General features: G+C 42.5%; 19 protein-coding genes. 13 read left to right on the forward strand and 6 right to left on the reverse strand.

All coding sequences use genetic code 11. The annotated features are described in order from the left end of the window. Nucleotides 1-197: 197 nt before the first annotated feature. Both AOG26_RS15310 and AOG26_RS15315 read left to right on the forward strand, forming a co-directional pair. Nucleotides 198-2,270, forward strand: a complete 2,073-nt coding sequence (locus AOG26_RS15310; protein ID WP_054563310.1) for a M13 family metallopeptidase — start codon at nt 198-200, stop codon at nt 2,268-2,270. Nucleotides 2,271-2,543: 273 nt separating this feature from the next. Beyond that, nucleotides 2,544-2,996, forward strand: coding sequence for an REP-associated tyrosine transposase (locus tag AOG26_RS15315; RefSeq protein WP_054563311.1), 453 nt, complete (start codon nt 2,544-2,546; stop codon nt 2,994-2,996). A gap of 426 nt (nt 2,997-3,422) precedes the next feature. Here AOG26_RS15315 and yjgA read toward each other — a convergent pair whose 3' ends face one another. Next, a complete protein-coding gene (gene yjgA / locus AOG26_RS15320) occupies nt 3,423-3,944 on the reverse strand; it encodes a ribosome biogenesis factor YjgA (protein ID WP_054563425.1) in 522 nt (173 codons plus the stop codon). A 137-nt stretch (nt 3,945-4,081) separates the two neighbouring features. Between yjgA and pmbA the strand changes: the two genes are divergently transcribed. Together pmbA and AOG26_RS15330 are read left to right on the forward strand one after the other, a co-directional pair. Beyond that, on the forward strand, nt 4,082-5,419 hold the full coding sequence (gene pmbA, locus AOG26_RS15325) for a metalloprotease PmbA (protein WP_054563312.1): 1,338 nt from the start codon (nt 4,082-4,084) through the stop codon (nt 5,417-5,419). Between the two features lie 130 nt (nt 5,420-5,549). Further along, complete coding sequence (locus AOG26_RS15330; RefSeq protein ID WP_054563313.1) at nt 5,550-5,966, forward strand: VOC family protein; 417 nt, start codon at nt 5,550-5,552, stop codon at nt 5,964-5,966. 403 nt (nt 5,967-6,369) lie between these two features. On the opposite strand, the gene AOG26_RS15335 is transcribed toward AOG26_RS15330, so the two are convergent. Then, the gene (locus AOG26_RS15335) at nt 6,370-7,029 is read right to left on the reverse strand and encodes a LiaF domain-containing protein (protein ID WP_054563314.1); all 660 of its coding nucleotides are present in this window, start codon (nt 7,027-7,029) and stop codon (nt 6,370-6,372) included. Between the two features lie 329 nt (nt 7,030-7,358). Here AOG26_RS15335 and AOG26_RS15340 point away from each other — a divergent pair, with 329 nt between their 5' ends. The 3 genes from AOG26_RS15340 to AOG26_RS15350 all read left to right on the forward strand — a co-directional run bounded on the left by AOG26_RS15340 (nt 7,359) and on the right by AOG26_RS15350 (nt 8,604). Further along, on the forward strand, nt 7,359-7,925 hold the full coding sequence (locus AOG26_RS15340) for a BON domain-containing protein (RefSeq protein ID WP_054563315.1): 567 nt from the start codon (nt 7,359-7,361) through the stop codon (nt 7,923-7,925). Between the two features lie 57 nt (nt 7,926-7,982). Next, nucleotides 7,983-8,141 carry a YqaE/Pmp3 family membrane protein gene (locus AOG26_RS20580; protein WP_064971745.1) on the forward strand — a complete coding sequence of 53 codons (159 nt, stop codon included), beginning with the start codon at nt 7,983-7,985 and terminating at the stop codon, nt 8,139-8,141. A 253-nt stretch (nt 8,142-8,394) separates the two neighbouring features. Further along, nucleotides 8,395-8,604, forward strand: coding sequence for a hypothetical protein (locus AOG26_RS15350; RefSeq protein WP_054563317.1), 210 nt, complete (start codon nt 8,395-8,397; stop codon nt 8,602-8,604). On the opposite strand, the gene AOG26_RS15355 is transcribed toward AOG26_RS15350, so the two are convergent. Beyond that, entirely contained in the window at nt 8,589-10,613 is a 2,025-nt protein-coding gene (locus AOG26_RS15355) for a methyl-accepting chemotaxis protein (protein ID WP_054563318.1), read from the reverse strand. The two genes, AOG26_RS15350 and AOG26_RS15355, sit on opposite strands and share 16 nt — an antisense overlap. 112 nt (nt 10,614-10,725) lie before the next feature. Between AOG26_RS15355 and AOG26_RS15360 the strand changes: the two genes are divergently transcribed. Then, nucleotides 10,726-11,496, forward strand: a complete 771-nt coding sequence (locus AOG26_RS15360; RefSeq protein WP_054563319.1) for an NADP-binding protein — start codon at nt 10,726-10,728, stop codon at nt 11,494-11,496. Here the strand turns inward: AOG26_RS15360 and hutC are convergent, their stop codons facing one another. After that, nucleotides 11,497-12,204: a histidine utilization repressor gene (hutC, locus tag AOG26_RS15365; protein ID WP_054563320.1), complete on the reverse strand. Its 708-nt coding sequence runs from the start codon at nt 12,202-12,204 to the stop codon at nt 11,497-11,499. It abuts the gene before it with no gap. Between the two features lie 143 nt (nt 12,205-12,347). Between hutC and hutI the strand changes: the two genes are divergently transcribed. Together hutI and AOG26_RS15375 are read left to right on the forward strand one after the other, a co-directional pair. Then, on the forward strand, nt 12,348-13,589 hold the full coding sequence (gene hutI, locus AOG26_RS15370) for an imidazolonepropionase (RefSeq protein ID WP_054563321.1): 1,242 nt from the start codon (nt 12,348-12,350) through the stop codon (nt 13,587-13,589). 121 nt (nt 13,590-13,710) lie between these two features. Beyond that, complete coding sequence (locus AOG26_RS15375; RefSeq protein WP_054563426.1) at nt 13,711-15,393, forward strand: GGDEF domain-containing phosphodiesterase; 1,683 nt, start codon at nt 13,711-13,713, stop codon at nt 15,391-15,393. A 247-nt stretch (nt 15,394-15,640) separates the two neighbouring features. Here AOG26_RS15375 and AOG26_RS15380 read toward each other — a convergent pair whose 3' ends face one another. Continuing rightward, nucleotides 15,641-16,690 (reverse strand): formimidoylglutamase, encoded by a 1,050-nt coding sequence (locus tag AOG26_RS15380; RefSeq protein WP_054563322.1) that lies wholly within the window; start codon nt 16,688-16,690, stop codon nt 15,641-15,643. A 5-nt stretch (nt 16,691-16,695) separates the two neighbouring features. Beyond that, a complete protein-coding gene (rraA, locus tag AOG26_RS15385; protein ID WP_054552822.1) occupies nt 16,696-17,193 on the reverse strand; it encodes a ribonuclease E activity regulator RraA in 498 nt (165 codons plus the stop codon). Between the two features lie 212 nt (nt 17,194-17,405). Between rraA and AOG26_RS15390 the strand changes: the two genes are divergently transcribed. From AOG26_RS15390 to AOG26_RS15400, 3 genes are all read left to right on the forward strand, one after another. Then, complete coding sequence (locus AOG26_RS15390) at nt 17,406-17,942, forward strand: phosphatase PAP2 family protein (RefSeq protein ID WP_054563323.1); 537 nt, start codon at nt 17,406-17,408, stop codon at nt 17,940-17,942. Continuing rightward, nucleotides 17,939-18,988: an MJ1255/VC2487 family glycosyltransferase gene (locus tag AOG26_RS15395; protein WP_054563324.1), complete on the forward strand. Its 1,050-nt coding sequence runs from the start codon at nt 17,939-17,941 to the stop codon at nt 18,986-18,988. The genes AOG26_RS15390 and AOG26_RS15395 overlap by 4 nt, the downstream gene beginning before the upstream one ends. A gap of 105 nt (nt 18,989-19,093) precedes the next feature. Then, nucleotides 19,094-20,974 carry a methyl-accepting chemotaxis protein gene (locus AOG26_RS15400; RefSeq protein ID WP_054563325.1) on the forward strand — a complete coding sequence of 627 codons (1,881 nt, stop codon included), beginning with the start codon at nt 19,094-19,096 and terminating at the stop codon, nt 20,972-20,974. Nucleotides 20,975-21,040: the final 66 nt, after the last annotated feature.

Consider the following 21,040-nt stretch of genomic DNA (forward strand, 5'->3'; position numbering starts at 1 on the left):
CACTAACCACTAACCACTTAATACCCCTTCCCACCGCTCAAAAATGCGGCTCATCCTGTTTTGATAAGAATTGTTACATATTCGGTTTTATTGTTTTGCTTGAGAGGTTTATTATGGTGAAAGCGAAAAACTAATGATTAATTAGGTTTGCTAGTTTTTCGATAAATACATCAAAAAATAATTAGTACGGGACTCCCATGAAAAAAGTAACACTTACCGCGGCAAGTATTGCACTAGCCCTCGGTCTTGTTGGTTGTGGTGAAAAAGAACAAGAAACTAAAGCACCAGCAACTGCGACCGTAACTGAAGCAAAAGCTCCTTTAAATTCAGGCATTGAATTGGCGAACATGGACAAGTCTGTTCGCGCACAAGATGACTTTTACTATCACGTAAACGGCGAATGGTTAGAGAAAACAGAAATTCCAGGTGATAAATCAAACTACGGTTCATTCACTCAGCTTTACGATGATTCGCAAAAAGCGATGAAAGAAGTACTAGAAAAAGCAGCGGCAAATAAAGACGTTAAGCCAGGCTCTGATGAAGCTAAATTAGCTGCATTCTACAACAGCTATATGGACGAAGCAGGCCGTGAAGCGGCTGGCATCAAGCCATTAACACCAGTGCTAGAAAGCGTTGATGCAGTTAAGAACAAGTCTGATCTAGTTGCTTTAATGGCTGAACTTCGCATTAAAGGCGGTAGCCTACCGTTTGGTTGGTACGTAAACAACGACGCGAAAAATTCTAGCGAAAACGCGATGTATGTTTATCAGTCTGGTTTAGGTTTACCAGATCGCGACTACTACCTAAAAGATGAAGAAAAATTCACAAAAATTCGTGAAGCTTACCAAGCATACGTAACAGCTATCTTAAGCAAAGCGGGTGTAGCTGATGCTGAGTCTGCGGCAAAAGCAATTATTGATCTTGAAACAAGCATTGCTGATGCGCAGTGGAGCCGTGTTGAAAGCCGTGATGCAACCAAATCTTACAATAAGATGAGTGTTGCAGATGCAAATAAACTTACTGGCGACTTTGATTTTGCAGCTTACCTTGATGCATCAGGTATCAAAACTGAAGATGTAATCATTCGCCAACCTAGCTACCTAGAAAAATTCGCAGGTATCTACAACGATACAGACTTAGCAACTTGGCAGAACTACCTTAAGTTCCACTTTGTTAGCAACTACGCTCGCTTATTAGATAAAGAGCTAGTAGACCTTAACTTTGATTTCTACAGCACAACACTTCGCGGTGTAACAGAGCAATCTCCACTTTGGAAAAAAGCGGTTGATGCATCAAACGGTGTATTAGGCGAAATTCTAGGTAAAGTATACGTGAAAGAAAACTTCCCGCCTGAAGCGAAAGCGCGCATGGAAGAGTTAGTTGATAACGTAATCAAAGGTTATGCAGTTGCGATTGAAAACCTTGAGTGGATGAGCCCAGAAACAAAAATTGCGGCTAAAGAAAAGCTTGATAAGTTCACACCAAAAATCGGTTACCCAGATAAGTGGAAAGACTATTCTGCACTTGAAGTTAAAGGTGATGACTTAGTAGGTAACTACATTCGCCACAGCGAGTGGGAATATGCAGATATGACTGCAAAACTAGGTAAGCCAGTTGACCGTTCTGAGTGGCACATGACACCACAAACAGTAAACGCTTACTACAACCCTGTGAACAACGAAATCGTATTCCCTGCGGCTATCTTACAACCGCCATTTTTCAACCTAGAAGCTGATGACGCTGTTAACTACGGTGCAATCGGTGCAGTAATCGGCCACGAATTAGGTCACGGCTTTGATGACCAAGGCGCGAAGTACGATGGTGACGGTAACTTACGTAACTGGTGGAGCGAATCAGACCTTAAACAGTTTGAGGAGCGCACAGGTCAGTTAGTTGCTCAATATAACGAGTACAAACCATTTGAAGATGCAAGCGTTAATGGTCAGCTTACATTAGGTGAAAACATTGGTGACTTAGGCGGCTTAACTGTTGCTTATACGGCATACCAGTTATCACTTGGTGATGAAAAAGCGCCTATCATTGATGGCTACACAGGTGATCAGCGTTTCTTCATGGGTTGGTCGCAAATTTGGCGTCGTAAATACCGTGACGAAGAGTTACGTAACCGCCTAATGACAGACCCTCATTCGCCAAGCCACTACCGTGTAATCGGTATTCTTTCAAACATGCCAGAATTCTATCAGGCATTCGATGTGAAAGAAGGCGACAAGATGTATATCAAACCAGAAGATCGCGTAAAAATCTGGTAATTGATTATCGATTATAAAAAGGCTCTGAGTGAACGCTCAGAGCCTTTTTTGTTTGGAGCAGTTAGCTTTGACTTAGGAAGTGTTTTAACGCCGAAATTATAGATAATTGTTGTGCGCGATATTCACGGCTAAAGCCGTTCCTACGGGATTGTAGGAGGTGTTTTAACGCCGAACATGTTTATCTTTTTTCCAGCTAAAGCGGTTCATACGAGGGTTTAACTTGATTCTTATACGTCTTTGTCTAGATTTAAAATAATAAAAGGAGGGTTATGGATGACCGCACATTATCAAAATCTAAGAAAGCATAGGGTATCAATCCCATTTCACTATTACTCTGTTACCACTTCAACGCTTGACAGAAACTGTTATTTCTCTGACTTTAATAATGCACGAGTTTTAATTAACACTCTAAGGACTATAGAAGGTATTAAAGCTAAAACTATTTGTTTTGTGGTAATGCCTGATCACCTACATTGGTTATTTCAATTACAAGATAAAGTACCTTTAGCTCGATTGATTCAAGAGATTAAAGGGAAGAGTTCATATCTCATAAACAAGCCAACATGCTCTAAACGAAAAATTTGGCAGCCAGGATATTATGATTCTTTAATAAGGAACGAAGAACATTTGCTTGGAGTATCGAGGTACATCATCGCAAACCCATTGAGGGCTGGAATTGTTAAAAATGTGCGTGATTACCCTTTTTGGGATTGTATCTATTTATAGGTAAATTCTTCACGGCTAAAGCCGTTCCTACGAGGTTGTAGGAGGTGTTTTAACGCCGAAATGTTCAGGTGATTTTTTTGTTCGTGATGTTCACGGCTAAAGCCGTTCCTACGAGGTTGTAGGGGGAGTTAACGCCGAAATATTCAGGTGATTTTTGTACGTGATGTTCACGGCTAAAGCCGTTCCTACGAGGTTGTAGGGGGAGTTAACGCCGAAATATTCAGGTGATTTTTGTGCGTGATGTTCACGGCTAAAGCCGTTCCTACGAGGTTGTAGGAGGTGTTTTAACGCCGAAATATTCAGGTGATTTTTGTACGTGATGTTCACGGCTAAAGCCGTTCCTACGGGATTGTAGGAGGTGTTTTAACGCCGAAATGATTATTAAAAAGCCGCAAAATTATCATTAAGCGGCTTTCTTTATACAAATTAAAGCATAATCGCATCTTTTAGATACTGGAATAACTCTTTATAAGCTTTGGCTGGTTTTTCTGCTTTTACTTCTTTTGCGGCGCTGCGCACTAATTGGCGCATTTTTTGGCGCTCAAGAGACGGGTATTGATCAATTGTTGAATTGATCAGGTCGTCACCTTGTTTAATCAAATCATCGCGCAGGGTTTCGATTTTGTTCATCAAAACATCGGCTTGATTGTTTTTATTAAGCATGATGTCGATCATCGCTTGGATTTCATCAACGTTTTCTGTGGTACGTAATACTTTTGCGATGTAGTTTAAGTTACGACGGTAAGCATCGCTCTTATCACTTACTTTATCAGAAACAACTAACGCTTCTTTTAAATCGTGATTAAGCGGTAAACGATCGCGCTGCTTTTTCGGCATTTTTGCAATTTCAGCACCCAGACCATGATATTGCATGGCTTCACGTTTTAATTCGCTTTTTGATACGTAAATAATTTCTTCTTCGATAAGTGGCTTTTTCTTCTTCGCCATAAGGATGCTCATTCAGTAAACTTAACTATTCGCTATTATACGCCATTTAGTTAATGATTAATATTAGCTGATGCAGGTCTCGCAGTGTGTTAGCATTCGTTACACTATAAAAAATATCAGAACCTAGGACACACAAGATGAAAGATCCTATTTATCAACACATTTCTGAAGTGAAAGACGCGGTAAGCGAAGTACTGGAGCATGCAAAAAAATTGGGTGCAACAGCAGCAGAAGCGGCGATGTCGAGCACGTCAGGTTTGTCTGTCAGCACGCGCATGGGCGAAGTTGAAACAATAGAGTTTAACCAAGACGGTGGCTTAGGTATTAGTGTTTATGTGGGTAACAACAAAGGCTCTGCTTCAACAGCCGATTTAAACCCTAAAACATTACGTACAGTGGTCGAAAAAGCCATTGATATTGCAAAGTTCACCTCTGACGACCCATTTAATGGTATCGCTGATAAAGAGTTACTTGAATTTGCACCGCAAGATTTAGATTTATACCACCCGTGGGAAGTTAGCCCTGAGCAAGGTGTTGAGTTTTGTCATCAAGCAGAACAAGCGGCGCTGAATGCCGATGAGCGCATTGTAAATTCAGACGGTGCGAGTTTTTCTTCTCACCAAGGTTTACGTGTTTATGGTAACAGCCATGGCATGATTGCAGGTTACCCGCGTACGCGTCATAGCATTAGTACGATGGTGATTGGTAAAGAAGGCGAGCAAATGCAGCGTGACTCGGCTTATACCATCGCACGCCATAAAGATGATTTAAATGACGCTGCAAAAGTAGGCCTCGAAGCGGCAACCGAAACCTTGGCTAAACTTAACAGCCAAAAGCTCGGTACCATGAAAGTGCCTGTAATTTTTAGAGCAGATATTGCTAACTCATTATTCGGCCATTTAGTGTCGGCGATTGGTGGTGGTGCTCTTTATCGTAAATCGAGCTTCTTGCTTGATAGCTTAGGTACAAAAGTATTCAGCGATTGTGTGAATATCTCTGAGCGCCCGCATTTATTAAAAGGTTTAGCGTCTTCGCCGTTTGATGCTGAAGGTTTAAAAACCGTAGATCGTGAAATTATTCAAGGCGGTGAGCTGCAAACTTACCTATTAGCTAGCTACGCGGCACGCAAACTATCGATGGCACCAACGGGTCATGCTGGTGGTATTCATAACTGGCTAGTTGAACAAACCCATGCCGATTTAAAAGCACTTTTAAAAACCATGGGCACAGGCTTATTAGTAACTGAACTTATGGGCCAAGGTGTGAACACGGTAACGGGTGATTACTCACGTGGTGCGGCGGGGTTTTGGGTTGAGAATGGCGAAATCCAATACCCAGTAAGTGAAATCACGATTGCTGGTAACTTAAAAGATATGTTTAAGGCCGTTGTGGGCTTAGGTGGCGACATCGAACGTCGTGGCGGTATTCAAACAGGCTCTGTATTGATTGAACAAATGCAGATTGCTGGTAGTTAATATATATACAACGAATCATTTTTTTAAAGCCTCACTTTTGTGGGGCTTTTTTATTTGAAAAAGTTCTTTACCTAAACTTAACTTGAGGTTTTATCTTGGTGGCAATTTAAAAATAAAAAGGAAAACTACCATGTATTTAGAACACGTAAACCTTGTTGTTAGTAATGTTGATGCCATGCTGCACTTTTATAAAGCAGCATTCCCTCACTGGCGTGTGCGTAGTCAAGGCGATAGCAAATGGTCGGGCAAACCGCGTAAGTGGCTGCACTTTGGTGATGATTACCAATACCTTGCATTAAGCGATAACGGTGAAGCTGAAAACCGTGATTTAGCTGGCCACCAAGTAGGCCTTGCTCATTTTGCTTATGTGACAAACGATATTAATGCTGTTGTTGAACGTCTGGTTTCAGCTGGTTATGAAATTGATAAACACGGCCCAGAAAATCCATATCGTAAAAATGTATATTTCATCGACCCTGCAGGTTTTGAAGTTGAGTTTGTAGAGTATTTTAGTGATATCCCGAGTGAGAGGAATAATGACTTGTGAGGGAGCTGTCAGTTTTGAGCCGAATTGTGTTGTTTGTTGGTCAAGCATAGGTTGATGAAATGGTGTTGTATATAAGACGCGCCAAGCAAGCGTGACGCCTACGGTTGATGTAGGCGTGAAATTTAGTGAGCCATCAGCTTTCAGCTTTGAGCCGAATTGTGTTGTTTGTAGGTCAGGCATAGGTTGATGAAATGGCGTTGTATATAAGACGCGCCAAGCAAGCGTGACGCCTACGGTTGATGTAGGCGTGAAATTTATTTCGCGCGGTGGTTGTAGCAGCGGGTTTACCCCGCGTCATTTATTACCTATTGCGCGATATAAAATCGCGCCTACAATATCTCGCAACTCGCAACTCGCAACTCGCAACTCGCAACTCGCAACTCGCAACTCGCAACTCACAACTTTACTGCACTTTATTCATCTCTTTCCAACTGGCTTTTAGGCTGTTGGCAAAGCTGATGAACTTTTCTTTCATGGTACGTTTAACCGAAATCTCGACTGAGCCTAGCCATACATTACCTTCGATAGTGATGGTTGGGCCTTGGCCTTTATTTAAGGCGACTGATTTGTTTTCTACGCTGCCAATTACGCTAAACAGTTTAGATACCACATTAACATGTTCTGGTACGTAGATTTCGTCGTTACCTAAAATACAGTTCACGTAAATAGTGACATGCTGATGTTGGAAAATTGCTTCGCTAAAGTCGAGTTCGATTGAACCTAAGCAGTTGGTGAGGTGAATTTCTTTTGGTACTACCCATTGGCCGCTGCGCTCATTTGAACCTAAAATACTACGAAGCTGCAGGCTTTCGTTGTCGCTGCTGTGGCTGTAGTGAGGTTTAAATTGCGCATGCTTATGCGATTTGTAGTCAATATCTGCTTTTAGTTCTAAATCAGCAACCAGTTCAACCAATACTTCGTTGCTGGTGGCTGCCATTGCCTGGTCTAGTCGGCGTTCAAATGCTTCGGCTGAAATAACAGCATGACTGTAGTTATAAATGAGTTGATCAATGACTTCTTCTCTTACTTGATCGATTGGGCGATCTTCAAGTTTAACGGCCATGGTAGTTCCCTGTTGTGATTTTAAAGGTGATTTTTTAGTTATTAATTACGAAGCAAGGCTTAGGCCAAAGTTTATTTTAATATAAATCAATGGTTTGTATTTTTTTGCTAATAAGCAACTTCGTTAAATTAACCACAGATTAATAAAATCAGCAACTAAATGGTTATTTTTGCAACATCGTGAACTTCTTACCGAGCAGCTTGTAAATCTTTACCTAAATGAATATAAATAGTCGCTGAATAAGTGTTTAACTTGATGAAAATAAACAAATAAATAGTTGGCATCATAGTCGCATTAGTAAATGTGTCTTAAATCAAAAGGAGAAGATTATGAACACTTTTAACAAATCTATGATTGCCGCTTTAGTAATTGGTGCAACTAGCATGTCAGCTCAGGCAAGCAGCTGGGAAAATGAAAGTAAAGATGCTTGGATTGATGGTAAGGCAGAAACTGTGCTTCTTATGAACACAAACCTTAACAACTTTGACATCAACACTGATGTAACGAATGGCAAGGTTGTACTTACAGGTAAAGTTGATAGCGAATTAGATAAAGAGCTTGCTGAAGAGCTCGTTCTTAGCCTAGACGGTGTTAGCTCTGTTGATAACAAACTAACTGTTGTTAAAAACATGAAAGCTAAGCACATGAAATCAGACAAAGCTGATTCAGCAGAAAGCGACTTAACCGACGCAAAAATCAGTACTGTAATCACAACACGTTATTTATTTAACTCAGAAGTGGGTGGTACAGACATCGATGTTGATACTGACATGGGTGTAGTAACACTAAAAGGTACTGTTGAGTCTGATGCAGAAAAGCAATTAGCGGTAAGCATTGCTGAAAATGCTGAAGATGTTCGCAAAGTAATCGATGAATTAACGATTGTTGCTGAATAATAGCAAGCCCTATATAGCCCAGCTTTGGCTGGGCTAAGCTTTTTCAAGGAGTGAGTCATGGATTTAATACGTATTATTTTATCGGTTTTAATTCCACCTCTTGGCGTATTTTTACAGGTAGGTTTAGGTGCGCAGTTCTGGATTAATATTCTTTTAACCTTATTAGGGTACATTCCAGGTTTGATTCATGCTGTGTATATCATCGCTAAGCGATAATCACCGCATTAATCTACAAGGATGGGTAATGGAGCACAGCAAGGAGTTGCTGTAGGAGTAACGGACGATAAACCGCAAGGAGTTTACAGTATGGATAATGTAACTACGCACAAAGGACAACAAGGAAGTAACAAGGCGTTATGGAGTAGCGCACAATGGCAACGCTTTATGGATAAAGTGAATGGAGATGACAGCAAGGAATAAGCTTAGGCAGGAGCCAAACAGGATGAAGCTAGCGTAAGGAGGAGACTATATGGAACAAGTACAAACGCAACCAACACAAGGATTGACCAACAAAGGAGTTGCTTTATGGAATAAGCAACAGTGGCACGAATTTATGGAACACGCGAAAGCGGTTGCGCCACGACTAACAGGGAAGGCTGACGATAAAAACCCGATGTCATCTTCAGGTGACATCGGGTTTTTAACTACTTCAGCAATTTATCTTTATAACTTAAATTGATTCACCGTTTTATTTAAAGCGGCTGCCAATTCATTCAAATCACGTGCTTCATCCGCCAATTCATGGGCATGATCCGCAGTGCTATTCACTAAGTGATTAATTGCTGCCAAGCTATTGTTGATATCTTCTGCAACCACAGTTTGCTGCTCTGTCGAAGTCGCAATTTGATGACTTTGATCTTGCACATTTGTCACAGATTGCGCGATATCTTGTAGAGCTTGCAATACAATTTGTGTTTGCTCAACTGAACCTTCAGCACGCTCTTGACCTTGTTGCATCATAGTCGATGCTTGTTGGGCAATTTGCTGTAAGCGGCTGACCATATTGCGAATATCATCAGTAGATTCTTGCGTTCTGCTTGCCAGTGAACGAACTTCATCAGCAACAACAGCAAAGCCTCGACCTTGCTCGCCAGCACGAGCTGCTTCAATTGCTGCGTTCAGTGCTAGTAAGTTAGTTTGCTCTGCAATCGAGTTGATAACATCAACTACCGCACCGATATTGCCACTTTCTTGTTCAAGACCCGCAACCACTTTAGACGCTTCACCAATATGGCTTGCAAGGGCGGTCATCACTGATTGAGCTTGAGTAGAGCGTTTCGTACCGTCAACGGTAATGGTTTGCACTTCTTCAGCGGCATTATTGGTGTGCTGGGCATTACGCGAGATTTCCATCACTGTAGACGCCATTTCGGTTACCGCCGCACTAACACTATCAACTTGCTGCTTTTCTTGCTGAATTTCATCGTTGGTTTTTTGCGATACAATTTTCAACTGGCTTGCAGCTTGGCTTAGTTGCTCAGCCTGCGCAGCCGTATTTAGCATCATTGCACGAAGTTTATCGATGAAGGTATTCATGTGATGAGCAAGTTGGCCCACTTCATCATTACTCTTGATTTCGATTTTTTGTGTTAAATCGCCATCACCTGATGCGATATCACGCATGATGTAAGTTAGCTTAGTCAGCGGTTTGGTGATCATTTGCGTGGCCCAGAAGATCATCGCAATGATAATCGCAAGAATGATGATCACTGAGGTTGTGGTTGTCATCACTGCATCATTTACTGGCTCATCAATCATACTTGTTGGAATTAAAATACCCACGTACCAATCAAGGTAAGGGGTTTCTAGCTCAAGGCGGTTGTATACAACGTAATATTGCTCACCTTTGAAAGTAACAAAGCTGCTGCCATCTTTTTGGCTTTTCATCGCGCGGTTTAATTCGCTAAAGCCTGATGTGTCGCTAAATTGTTTTTCGAGGGCATCTAAGCCTTCCTTGCCATTCGGACCTTCGTCAGTCACAGATAGCTTGTGGCCAGTGCGCTTAGATAAGTGCACAACCTTTTGATTGCCATCAAGTAAGAAACCAAAGCCTTGGCCATTAAAGCGAATTTCTTCAACCATGTCGTTGATGTTGTTTAGCTGTAAATCAACACCACCAAAGCCTATTAGTTTGTTTTGCTTATAAACAGGCTGTTGTACAACTGCAGAGGCATTACCTGTGGTTAAATCCACAGAAATTGGGCCTACATAGAGTTTGTTGATCTTTAAAGCATCTTGCCACCAACCACGTTTGTAAGCGTAGTAAGGTTGGCCATTATAATGAGTGGTTCGCTCGTTTTCTTTAAAGTACTCACCAGTTGTTGCAGATGCAAAGAAGGCAGATAAGATGTTGTCATCGTTGCCGCTGATACGCACAAAATCTTGATTAACGCTGTCGTATCCAGGTTGGTTATCAAGGCTTTGGTCACGTTCAGTCCAATTGTCGAACCAATTCACTAAATGCGGATTTGTAATGAAGGTTTGAACCACTTTACCGTATTTGGCAAAGTAACCTTGCATTGAAAGTCGTTCACTCTGTAAATAGCTGTCGGCTTCGCGTTGAATAGCTTGGCGCGATAGGTCAGCAATATGGCTAACAAAAAAACTAGACGCGATGATCAGTAGTACACTTATCGTCCCGCCGATGAGTAGTAATATTTTTTTACGTAAAGAGAGGTTATTTAACATAGGTGCACGTGTTTTTATTATCGGGTAGAGTTATCTATCTAATCATATTTGCACCCAAATCGCTACACCGTTAAGCGAACGTTAATAATAATTTCTAGAGGTAGTTGGATAAATGAGTTCTGAAAATAATAAACTGGTCGTTTTAGGGGCAGGTTGGCTTGGTAGTGCGCTGTGTGTTGAGGCTAAAGAATTAGCATGGCAAGTGCAGGGGACACACCGAAGTAGCGAGCACGAACATGACTTTCAGCGCCAATTTGCGCTTGCAGACGATGTGCTTAAACACGATGTTTCTCTTGAAGGTGCATGGTGGGTGTGTGCAATTCCACCGCGTAGTCGCAGCTCAGAAAGTAATTATTTAGTCACTTTGCAAGCAGGGCTTGAGCTTGCCAAGCAACTAAATTGTAAAGGCTTTATTTTATGTTCTTCGACGGGTGTCTACCCAACTGAGAATGGTCAATACGACGAGAGTACAGTAATCAATTGTCAATCAGCGCGCCAGCAACTGCTATTTGATGCCGAGCAGTTAGTGCTCAATGCCGGTGGTAAAGTGCTGCGTTTAGCGGGCCTTGTTGGGCCTGAGCGCGACCCAGGTAAGTTTGTGGCAGGTAAAGGGCTGTCTAGCTCAAGTCAGCAAGTGGTAAACATGGTTCAGCAGCAAGATGTGATAGCGGCGATTTTTTCAGTACTCGAAAATTGGTCTAGTGCGAGCAGCATTTATAATGTGGTCAATCCGTCGCATCCAAAAAAAGTAGATTATTACCAGCAAAAATGTGCTGAGCAAGGCAATCAGCCACCGACATTTACTAGCCATGATAAAGGCCTGCGCCTCATTGATGGCTCAGCGATTGAGTCACTGAATTTTCGTTATCAAGCGCCTATTTAGCTACTTTTTAAAAGTTAGGTGGCCGCCTAGTCGGTATTTACTGCCCGGTGAGACTAAACGTGCAAAGCTTACAATACCTTGCGATGACCACGTTCGGCGGATCACTTGTAAGCATGGCTCTTCGTTGTACAGGTTGAGCCATTCACACATTTCTTGATTGGGCATGATTGCTTCAACTGTGTGACGCGCCTCGGTAAGAGGAGCCGTCTGCGATAAGTATTCGTGGGGTGTTAGGCTGTGAAAATCTTGTTGTAAGTAGTCTTTAGCAAGAGCAGGGTTCACAAAGCGTTCTTCAACTTGCAGAGGTTGCTCGTTTTCATTGTGCACAATCACACTTCGATAAACATGGCTGTCGACCTCGACACCCAAAGCAATCGCGATGGGGGCAATAGCGCTGATTGATTCCATCACTAAAATCGTACAACTGTAATTGCTGTTTCGTGCTTTAACTTCATCGGCAATGTTTTTGATTTCTAGTAATGAGGATTGTGATTTGAAGCTGGCAACAAAAGTACCTTGGCCTTGGCTGCGGGTTAAGATACCGGCATCGGTTAATTCACATAGCGCGCGCCTAGCTGTCATGCGGCTAACTTGAAATTGACTGGTGAGTTCGTTTTCTGAAGGGACACGGTCGTTTTCTTGCCATTCTCCCGATTGAATGTTTTTCAGAATAAACTCTTTAATTTGCGCAAACTTAGGGACACTCATTTTGGGATGTATATGTAGTAAGTAAATAGTATGTTTGAAGGTGACATAATTCCCTTGTATATACAAGGTGAGTTGATAAACTTTAAGCAAATTTAAATTTAGGCTCATACTGAGCCTTTAGCAAGCATCAAGATAGGTGAAAAATGCACACAACCAACAATGATCAAGCGCTCTGGGATTTACTGATCACAGATGCCAATATCGCCACAATGGATCCTGCTGTCGATGCACCCTACGGCGCCATTGAAAATGCAGCGATTGCCGTTAAAGATGGCAAAGTTGCCTGGTTAGGTGCACAAACCGATTTACCTGAGTTTGACGCGTTAGCAACGCCAACTGTATCTGCAAAAGGGCAGTGGTTAACCCCAGGGTTGATTGATTGTCACACTCACTTAGTGTTTGCCGGTAGCCGCGCAGAAGAATTTGAGCAGCGTTTGCAAGGTGTTAGCTACGAACAAATCGCTGCAAACGGTGGTGGTATTGCAAGCACCGTACGTGCTACTCGCGAAGCCGACCACGAAACACTGTTTGTTAGTGCTAAAGAGCGCTTAAATGCGTTATACGCAGAAGGCGTGACGACGGTCGAGGTTAAATCTGGCTATGGTCTTGATTGCGAAAACGAAATTAAGCTTCTCGAAGTGGCTCGTCTACTCGGTGAGAACCACCCGGTTGATGTTAAAACCACGTTTTTAGGTGCTCACGCATTACCGCCTGAATATAAAGGCCGTAGTGATGAGTACATTGATTTGGTGTGTGGTGAAATGCTTGACCGTGTTGTTGAAGCTGATTTAGCTGATGCCGTTGATGCTTTTTGTGAAAACGTAGGCTTTAGCAACGAGCAAACTCGTCGCGTTTTTGAAGCGGCTAAAAAGCACAACTTACCGGTTAAGTTGCATGCTGAGCAGTTATCTAATCAACATGGTGCAGAGCTTGTTGCTGAGTTTAATGGCTTATCGGCGGATCATATTGAACACCTAGATGAAGCTGGCATTCAAGCAATGGCCAAAGCGGGTACTGCAGCGGTATTGTTACCAGGTGCATTTTACTTTTTACGCGAAACAAAATATCCGCCAATTGAACTACTGCAGCAGTACCAAGTTCCGATCGCCATTTCAACAGACTTCAACCCTGGAACTTCACCATTATGTTCATTGCACTTAATGATGAATATGGCGTGCACTATTTTCCGTATGACACCAGAGCAAGCATTAGCTGGCGTAACACGAAACGCAGCGGGTGCGTTAGGCCTTGACGATCGTGGCGTACTAAAAGTGGGGGCTCGTGCTGATATTGCTCACTGGCAAATATCCCACCCTGCACAATTAAGTTACCAATTCGGCGTAAATAAACTGTTAAATCTGTGGATTTTGGGTAGACTTAGTTAGATAAGTTTTATTACGCAGTTTGGATTACATGTCATTGATTCTTAGTTTAGCGAGTAGTAGCACGCAACTCGTAAATTTAACAAGTGATGTAGTGCCAGTGTTTTTAGCTGGTAGCGTTTTTATGGCAATGATCTGTGCCTTATGCGTAACTCAAAACTCAACTTTAAGACTAAGCCTAGTCGTTAATGGCGTACTAGGTTTAGCTATTTTAAGCTTAGGATTACCTTGGCTGGTTATCTTACTTGCTTTAGCTTTATGCTTTCATTTATGGCAAGCATTTCGCACCACAAATTGGCTTGCCATAATATTGAGTGTCTCTGCTGCTATTTCATTTGCGGTTTTATACTCTGCCCACCTATTACTCGACACCGCTTTATATTGGCTTGTTTTCTCGGTAGTTATTTTATCTATTTCAGGCTTTTTTAATTACGAAGAGCCCGAAGATGATGAGCAGGTTGAAGTAGAACCGCTCCATAACGATGACTTAGATGCTGCTCCACTGACTGGTTTACCAGACCGTAATGCACTTAGAAATAGCTTTGTTGCATGGACTGAAGAGCACTCAGCAAACTGTGCATTAGTGATGATCCGCCTTGAAGGCTTTAACGATGTTAACCAGCATATTGGTCGTGACTTTGGTGATTTATTATTAGCGCAATCGGCCACACGTATTAAACAGCAGCTTAGTGTTGATGCAGTGTTGAGTATGGCAAGTAACACCGCACATGCTGAAAAATTAGCGCATTTGGGGGGCTTAAACTTTGCGTTTATTTGCTCACTCGAAGAGCAAAAACATCTTCATGAGCAGCTGATCAGCCAAATTAGGCAAGTCACATTAAAGCCATTCAACGTTGCCAATTGCACCATTGAAGTTAAAGTGCGCGCCAGTTATGTGAATTGTGACGAACCTGAATACAGCTTCGAGAACCTAATTTCATTTGCCAACCTTGCCCTTGACTCTAACCCAGAGCGAGAAATTGTGCCTTATCACCCGCAAATGATGATCGAGCAATTAGAGCAACAAGCACGTCTACGCGAATTAGCTCACTTAGATTTTGCCAGCGAACTTGAACTTTACTTTCAGCCAGTTATTCGTAATAGCGACGAGCAAATTGAGTTTTTAGAATTGCTGCTACGTTGGCAGCATCCTAAGCAAGGCATTCTTTCGGCTAACAAATTTATTGATGATATTCGTGTCGCTGGCCTAAGTTACCCTGTAGCAGCGTATGTTATTGAACGTGCTGCTGAGCTTGCTATGGCACTGCGTATGGAAGGCATTGAACTACCACTCAGTATTAACGTGTTTGGCCCAGAAATGCTGCATGAAGAGTTCATTGAATTTGTTGACCGCATTATGAATGAACACCGCTTAGAGCCGGGCGATTTAATCATTGAATGCCCGCTCGATCTATTTATGAGCTTAGATGACCAAGGTAAAGCCATGGTCGCAAGGCTAAATAGTATTGGTATTAAGCTGTGTATTGATGGCTTTGGTGACACGCCAATTTGGCTTGCGAAGCTACCTAATCTTAATGTTGAGTATATTAAAGTAGCTGCATCGCTAACCGCTGATTTTGCCCATCAAAGCCAAGTTCGTAGTCTAGTCTCTGGCATGGTGGATATGCATAATCAAAATAATGCCAAGGTGATTTGTGAAGGGGTAGAAACCCTAGAGCAACTCAAGTTTGTTAAGTCGTTGAATACCTACGCCGCCCAGGGTTATTACTTTAATTACCCGCTTAGCAGCGTAGGCATGATGTCATGGTTAAAACAGTGGCGGTTAGAGCATCAGGGGGAAAGCTAAAGCCGTCAGCCGTCAGCTTTCAGCTTGAAAGTTAGCGAGTAGTTTGACTCGTTACATCGTGTTTTATCTCGAATCTTGCTTCTAATTTAAGGGTCGCGGCATAAAGCCGCTGCTACAGGTAGGCGTGAAACTTGTTTCGCGCGTCTGACAGCTGAAGGCTGAGAGCTGACCGCTTCTATGTGTTGAGTATCGCTTATTTCGTCCCGACCCAACAAAAATCAGTCGTTACCTCGTTTCTCGCGTTTTTCTAACTTGCCTCTCTCGCCTGCAAATACGCATTCACAAGGGCGGTGATGATTTGGCCAGCGTCATTCATGCCTGCTTCTAAACTAACCGGGTGTTGTGATGGTGCGCCTTCGCATAAGTGAAGGTAGCGAGCAGTTGTTTGGCTAGCTGCTAAATGCACAAAATGTTCTGCATCACTTACACTAAAGCCACAGTTAGTGTATGCACTAACCGGCATTAACGAAATGCTGTCTAGGTCGACTTCGACTCCAAGCGGTGCATTATCAAACTGCGCTAATGCGTGTTTACATGCCGAAGATAAATCAACGTTGCGACGTACTTGAATGTCTTGATAACTATCAAACGTGAAGTTTGCGTTTGTCAGGGCATCCATAATCGCTTGGTTATTTTTAAATTCGTGTAAACCCATCACATGGTAGTCAGCAAGGTGGTTTTCACTGTGCGCATATCTAAAACCATTACCGCTATGACGGCCTTCACACTCTCTGAAGTCAGCATGAGGGTCTAAGTTGATAGCGTTGACTGGTTTGCCATGTTGCTTACTAAGGGCGCGTAAAATACCTAAGCAGTTGTTATGGCCGCCACCGATTACAATTGGCTCAAGGCCAGCTGCAAAAATCATTGCAAGCACTTGCTCAACGCGGGTGTCTATATCAGCGCATAATTCACGTAGTTTGGCTAAGTCGGCGTCGTTTTTATTATCAAGGTCAGCAGCTTGTTGGTTTAAGTCATCAAGGGCCACTTCGCCGAGCAATAACACACGCTCGTGGTTTAAAAACTGATTATGCGTTTGGTTTAAAAAGCGCTTTAAAAATGCTTGCCACGCTTGTCCTGAGCCATCGTTACCTAAGTTAGCGCGAGGGCCAATATCTTCACATACGCCAACTAAAACATAGCGAATACCGAAGTGTTTTGCATCGATGAGTGCTTGTGGGGCGTTAACTTGAGTGTCGAGAAGGGCAAGGGCTTGCCAAGCTTTAAGTTCGTTAGCGCGGCGAGCACATAAGTGCTTTACCGCCGCTTCATCATAAATTTTAAGGTAGTTTGTCACCGAGATTAGTCTTCTATTATTTCTAACTCTAATTCTTCAGCAGATAATATAATACCGGTGCTATCAGCGTAAACAAAGTCGTCATCAAAGAAAGAAACGCCTGCGAAGTTAACGCCAATGCCGTCTTCACCTGCGCCTTCGCTATCGGCAGCAACAGGAATAGAGGCAATTGCTTGAATGCCTAAGTCTAGCTCTTCAAGTTCATCAACATGACGAATGGCACCGTAAACGATAATGCCTTGCCAGTTGTTTTCTAATGCGATTTCAGCCAGCTCTATATCAATAAGGGCGCGTCGGGTAGAACCACCACCATCAATCAATAACACGCTGTCAGTGCCATCGGTTGATAAAATTTCGCGGATCAGCTCGTTATTTTCAAAGCATTTAACGGTTTTTACTCGACCACTAAAGCTTGGGCGTCCACCAAAATTGATAAACATTGGTTCGAGCACATCAACCACATCTGCAAAGTGGTCGCATAAATCAGAAGTGCTGTAATCCATTTTTTCATCCTCTAAAGAGACTGTCTGTTTAGTACTCAGTATACCCTGATACAACTCAATAACAACGACTTAATAGCGGATTATTGGTTTAAATCAAAGGAATTTCGCCATCGCAACATTAGTGTCTCAAAAGCGTCACCTAATTGTTATTTTTAGCGCCTAAGCTGAGATGAGTATAAAAATTAGACGCAAAGTATGACAAGGAGCTCACCATGGCAAACAACATACTTACTAAATTGGCAAAAGTAGATGAACAGCTGTTTTTAAGTGTATTCAACGACGCTTCGCCAATTTGGCTTAGAAGATCAGCGCTCGGGTTTTCGAAAAGCGGTGATGGCGGACTTTACGTGGTGTTGTTTCTTGGTTTTTGGTGGTTCACCGAGCAGCTGCACTTTCAACAACTGGCGATGAGTATTTTGGTGGGTTTTGCTATTGAGCGGCCTATTTACTTTCTCGCTAAAAAGCGCATCGCACGGGTCAGGCCCTGCGACTGTTTAGTGCAAGGTGCTTATTTAGTGCCAAGCGACCAATTTAGCTTACCGTCGGGGCATAGTGCTGGGGCATTTGTGGTGGCGACGATTTTGACTATCTATTTTCCGGAATTTGCTGTGCTTTGGCTGATGTGGGCATCAGGGGTTGCGGCTTCAAGAGTGATTATTGGTGTGCATTACCCTGCTGATGTGGTTATTGGCGCAGTGATGGGGTCAAGTTGTGCAGTATTAGCTGTAATGGTGGTGGAGTCTATATGAGAATTTTGTACGGTATTCAAGGTACGGGTAATGGCCATATTACTCGAGCACGAGTAATGGCAACGACCTTTAAAGCATTAGGAGTCGATGTTGACTATGTGTTTTCGGGTCGTAAAGAGCAAGACTACTTTGATATGGATGACTTTGCGGATTACCGAGCTTTTCGAGGTTTGTCGTTTACCAGCAAGTCGGGGCAGGTTGATAGCTTTAAAACATTAAAAAATGCGCGCCCGCTGCAGCTTTTAAAAGATATAAAAAACCTTGATTTACGTCATTATGACTTGGTGTTTAATGACTTTGAGCCGATTACAGCATGGGCAGCTAAACAGCAAGGTATCCCTGTTATTGGTATGAGCCATCAAGCGGCGTTTTTATCTGATAAAGTGCCGATGTTTGGCCGAGCTTTTTTTCGTCGTGCCCTAATCCGTAATTATGCACCAGCGAGTGTTTATTTAGGGGTGCATTGGCAGCCTTATGCAGAAAACATCATTCCGCCATTTATTGCAAATCATCACCATGATAACCCGGTGATGGTCGAAAATAAGGTGTTGGTGTATTTGCCTTTTGAGAACCTAGACAGTGTGGTCGACTACCTTAAAGACTTTCCTGAGCGTGAGTTTTACTGTTATCACCCAGATGCGCAAGATTGCTCTATCGGTAATATTCATCTAAGAGCGCCTTCACGTGTTGGGTTTTTAAATGATCTGGCCAATGCTGGCGGCGTGATTGGTAACGCCGGATTTGAACTTGCAAGTGAAGCATTGCAACTTGGTAAAAAGTTATTGTTAAAACCACTTGGAAAACAATTTGAGCAGGGGATTAATGCACAGACGCTATTGTCGATGGGAGCAGCCCATGTCATGAGCTATTTAAACCCCAATGCGATGGATGATTGGTTGCAATCGCCACAGAACAAAAAACTGAATTTTCCGAGCGATCCAGCACCCTTGGTTGATTGGTTGCAAAAAAAACAATGGGAAAAGCTGGATAAATTGCATAAACATCTATGGCAACAGGTTGATTTAGAACAAAAACTGATTGTTTAAAAGTACCTTATATTGGAAAATGCGCGGCAAGTTTAACCACTTTTTATTAGCTGCTTTAAATAGTTTAGCTATACTTTAAATGCATGTTTCTATAAGGCACTTTGAATGAATGTATTACAAAACTTAACTATTAAGCGTCGTTTACAGTTAAACGCGCTCGTTGTTGGTCTTGCAATGATTGTGATGCTGTGTGTAATTATCTTTGAGTCGCGCATGATGCTAAAGCTCAACGAAACAATTCAAAATGCGGAGGAGCTCGACATTCATGAACTTGCGATGCGTAAACATGAAAAAAACTTTTTGTTTTACAAAGATGTCGATAGCCTCGAGCTTTTTGAGAAAGAGTATTCGCAGCTAAAAATTAAAATGGCGCGACTAGATGAGTTAGTGAAAGATTTGTCGATGGACTCATCTAAGCTCAATGAGTTTAGACGTCTTGCGAAAACTTATTACGATGACTTCAATGAAGTTGTGGTACTACAAAAGAAAATAGGTTTACACCCTAAAGATGCACTTTATGGTGATTTACGTGGTGCGGTGCATCAAGTAGAAACATTATTAAGTGAGCGCGAAAACTATAAATTACTAACTTTAATGCTACAGCTTCGCCGTGCAGAAAAAGACTTTATGCTGCGCTTTGATTTAAAGTATATGGGCAAGTTTGATGATTTAGTTGCTAGCTTTAGATCAGAGGTTAAAAACGCTGGGTTCGATGCAAATTACGAAAACCAATTACTTAGTTTGCTTACGACTTATCAAAGTAAATTTAAAGCCTTGGTTGATGCACAAGTTGCCTTGGGCCTTGATTTAGATTCAGGGGCACTCGGTGAGATGAAACGTAGTGTTGAGCTTAGTGATGCAATTGTCAGCCAACTGACCACACAAACTAAAGAGTTTGTAGAATCGAGAGCTGCTAGTGCGCAGTTGATTGCCATTCTTGTGTTTATTATTGCGAGCATTTTAGTGATGCTATTAGTTTACTTTACTAGCCGCTCAATTATTCAGCCTATCGAACGTGTGTACCACACGATTAACGAAATTCGTCGCAATAACGACTTAAGTATGTCGATTACTCAATCAGGTAAAGACGAAATCACCACAATGACGATCGACTTTAATAGCTTGATCAGTGATTTTAAAAAGCTGATTTACGAGGTAAATACAGCGCTAAGTACTCTTAACGTGGCAACAGAACATTTATCTGAAACGACTGCAGCAACTAGCTCAGGTATGCAAGAGCAGCTTCACGAAGCTGATATGGTTGCCACAGCTGCCACCGAAATGCAGGCGACGATTCAAGATATCTCACACAATACTGAAGCAGCAGCGAAAAAAGCTGAGTCGACTAACGTAAGTGCGCAGCAAGGCCGCTCTGAGGTTGAATCTACTGTGGTGCAAATAAACCACTTATCTGATTCACTCGGTAATGCGTCAAGCGTGGTGTCGCAGTTAGAAAAAGACGCTGAAACCATTGGCTCTGTACTTGATGTTATTCGTGGCATTGCTGAGCAAACAAACTTACTGGCACTCAATGCAGCCATTGAAGCGGCGCGTGCCGGTGAACAAGGCCGTGGCTTTGCGGTAGTAGCAGATGAAGTTCGCTCACTTGCACAGCGTACTCAAGATTCAACGCAAGAGATCGAGAGCATCATTTCGACCTTGCAAGGGCGTACGCAAGAAGTGGTGAGCATTATGCAGCAATGTCGTACGCAAGGTGGCGAAAGTGCAGCACAGGCAAGTAAAGCTGGTGAGTTGCTTCGCTCAATCACCGAAGATGTACAAACCATAATGGATATGAGTACTCACATTGCCACCGCAATTGATGAGCAAAGCCAAGTGGCTTCTGAGGTGAATAAAAACGTGGTACGTATTCGTGATATCGCTCAAGAGGCATCGGGTCACGCGGCGACTAATGCGCAAACCAGTGAAGAGGTGTCTGAGCAAGCACGTGTGCTTTATCAGGCAATCGATAAGTTTAAAGTTTAATGAATTAGTCTGTTGAAAAACAAAAGCGCGGTGACGGTGTCGTCATCGCGCTTTTTTGTTTTTAGG

It is taken from the genome of Pseudoalteromonas sp. UCD-33C, from assembly GCF_001306895.1.
GTDB lineage: Bacteria > Pseudomonadota > Gammaproteobacteria > Enterobacterales > Alteromonadaceae > Pseudoalteromonas.

Excerpts from the sequence above, each read along its gene's own strand:
- AOG26_RS15310 (WP_054563310.1), top strand. The coding sequence starts at position 198 with ATGAAAAAAGTAACACTTACCGCGGCAAGTATTGCACTAGCCCTCGGT.
- AOG26_RS15315 (WP_054563311.1), top strand. The coding sequence starts at position 2,544 with ATGACCGCACATTATCAAAATCTAAGAAAGCATAGGGTATCAATCCCA.
- yjgA (WP_054563425.1), bottom strand. The coding sequence starts at position 3,944 with ATGGCGAAGAAGAAAAAGCCACTTATCGAAGAAGAAATTATTTACGTA.
- pmbA (WP_054563312.1), top strand. The coding sequence starts at position 4,082 with ATGAAAGATCCTATTTATCAACACATTTCTGAAGTGAAAGACGCGGTA.
- AOG26_RS15330 (WP_054563313.1), top strand. The coding sequence starts at position 5,550 with ATGTATTTAGAACACGTAAACCTTGTTGTTAGTAATGTTGATGCCATG.
- AOG26_RS15335 (WP_054563314.1), bottom strand. The coding sequence starts at position 7,029 with ATGGCCGTTAAACTTGAAGATCGCCCAATCGATCAAGTAAGAGAAGAA.
- AOG26_RS15340 (WP_054563315.1), top strand. The coding sequence starts at position 7,359 with ATGAACACTTTTAACAAATCTATGATTGCCGCTTTAGTAATTGGTGCA.
- AOG26_RS20580 (WP_064971745.1), top strand. The coding sequence starts at position 7,983 with ATGGATTTAATACGTATTATTTTATCGGTTTTAATTCCACCTCTTGGC.
- AOG26_RS15350 (WP_054563317.1), top strand. The coding sequence starts at position 8,395 with ATGGAACAAGTACAAACGCAACCAACACAAGGATTGACCAACAAAGGA.
- AOG26_RS15355 (WP_054563318.1), bottom strand. The coding sequence starts at position 10,613 with ATGTTAAATAACCTCTCTTTACGTAAAAAAATATTACTACTCATCGGC.
- AOG26_RS15360 (WP_054563319.1), top strand. The coding sequence starts at position 10,726 with ATGAGTTCTGAAAATAATAAACTGGTCGTTTTAGGGGCAGGTTGGCTT.
- hutC (WP_054563320.1), bottom strand. The coding sequence starts at position 12,204 with ATGAGTGTCCCTAAGTTTGCGCAAATTAAAGAGTTTATTCTGAAAAAC.
- hutI (WP_054563321.1), top strand. The coding sequence starts at position 12,348 with ATGCACACAACCAACAATGATCAAGCGCTCTGGGATTTACTGATCACA.
- AOG26_RS15375 (WP_054563426.1), top strand. The coding sequence starts at position 13,711 with ATGGCAATGATCTGTGCCTTATGCGTAACTCAAAACTCAACTTTAAGA.
- rraA (WP_054552822.1), bottom strand. The coding sequence starts at position 17,193 with ATGGATTACAGCACTTCTGATTTATGCGACCACTTTGCAGATGTGGTT.
- AOG26_RS15390 (WP_054563323.1), top strand. The coding sequence starts at position 17,406 with ATGGCAAACAACATACTTACTAAATTGGCAAAAGTAGATGAACAGCTG.
- AOG26_RS15395 (WP_054563324.1), top strand. The coding sequence starts at position 17,939 with ATGAGAATTTTGTACGGTATTCAAGGTACGGGTAATGGCCATATTACT.
- AOG26_RS15400 (WP_054563325.1), top strand. The coding sequence starts at position 19,094 with ATGAATGTATTACAAAACTTAACTATTAAGCGTCGTTTACAGTTAAAC.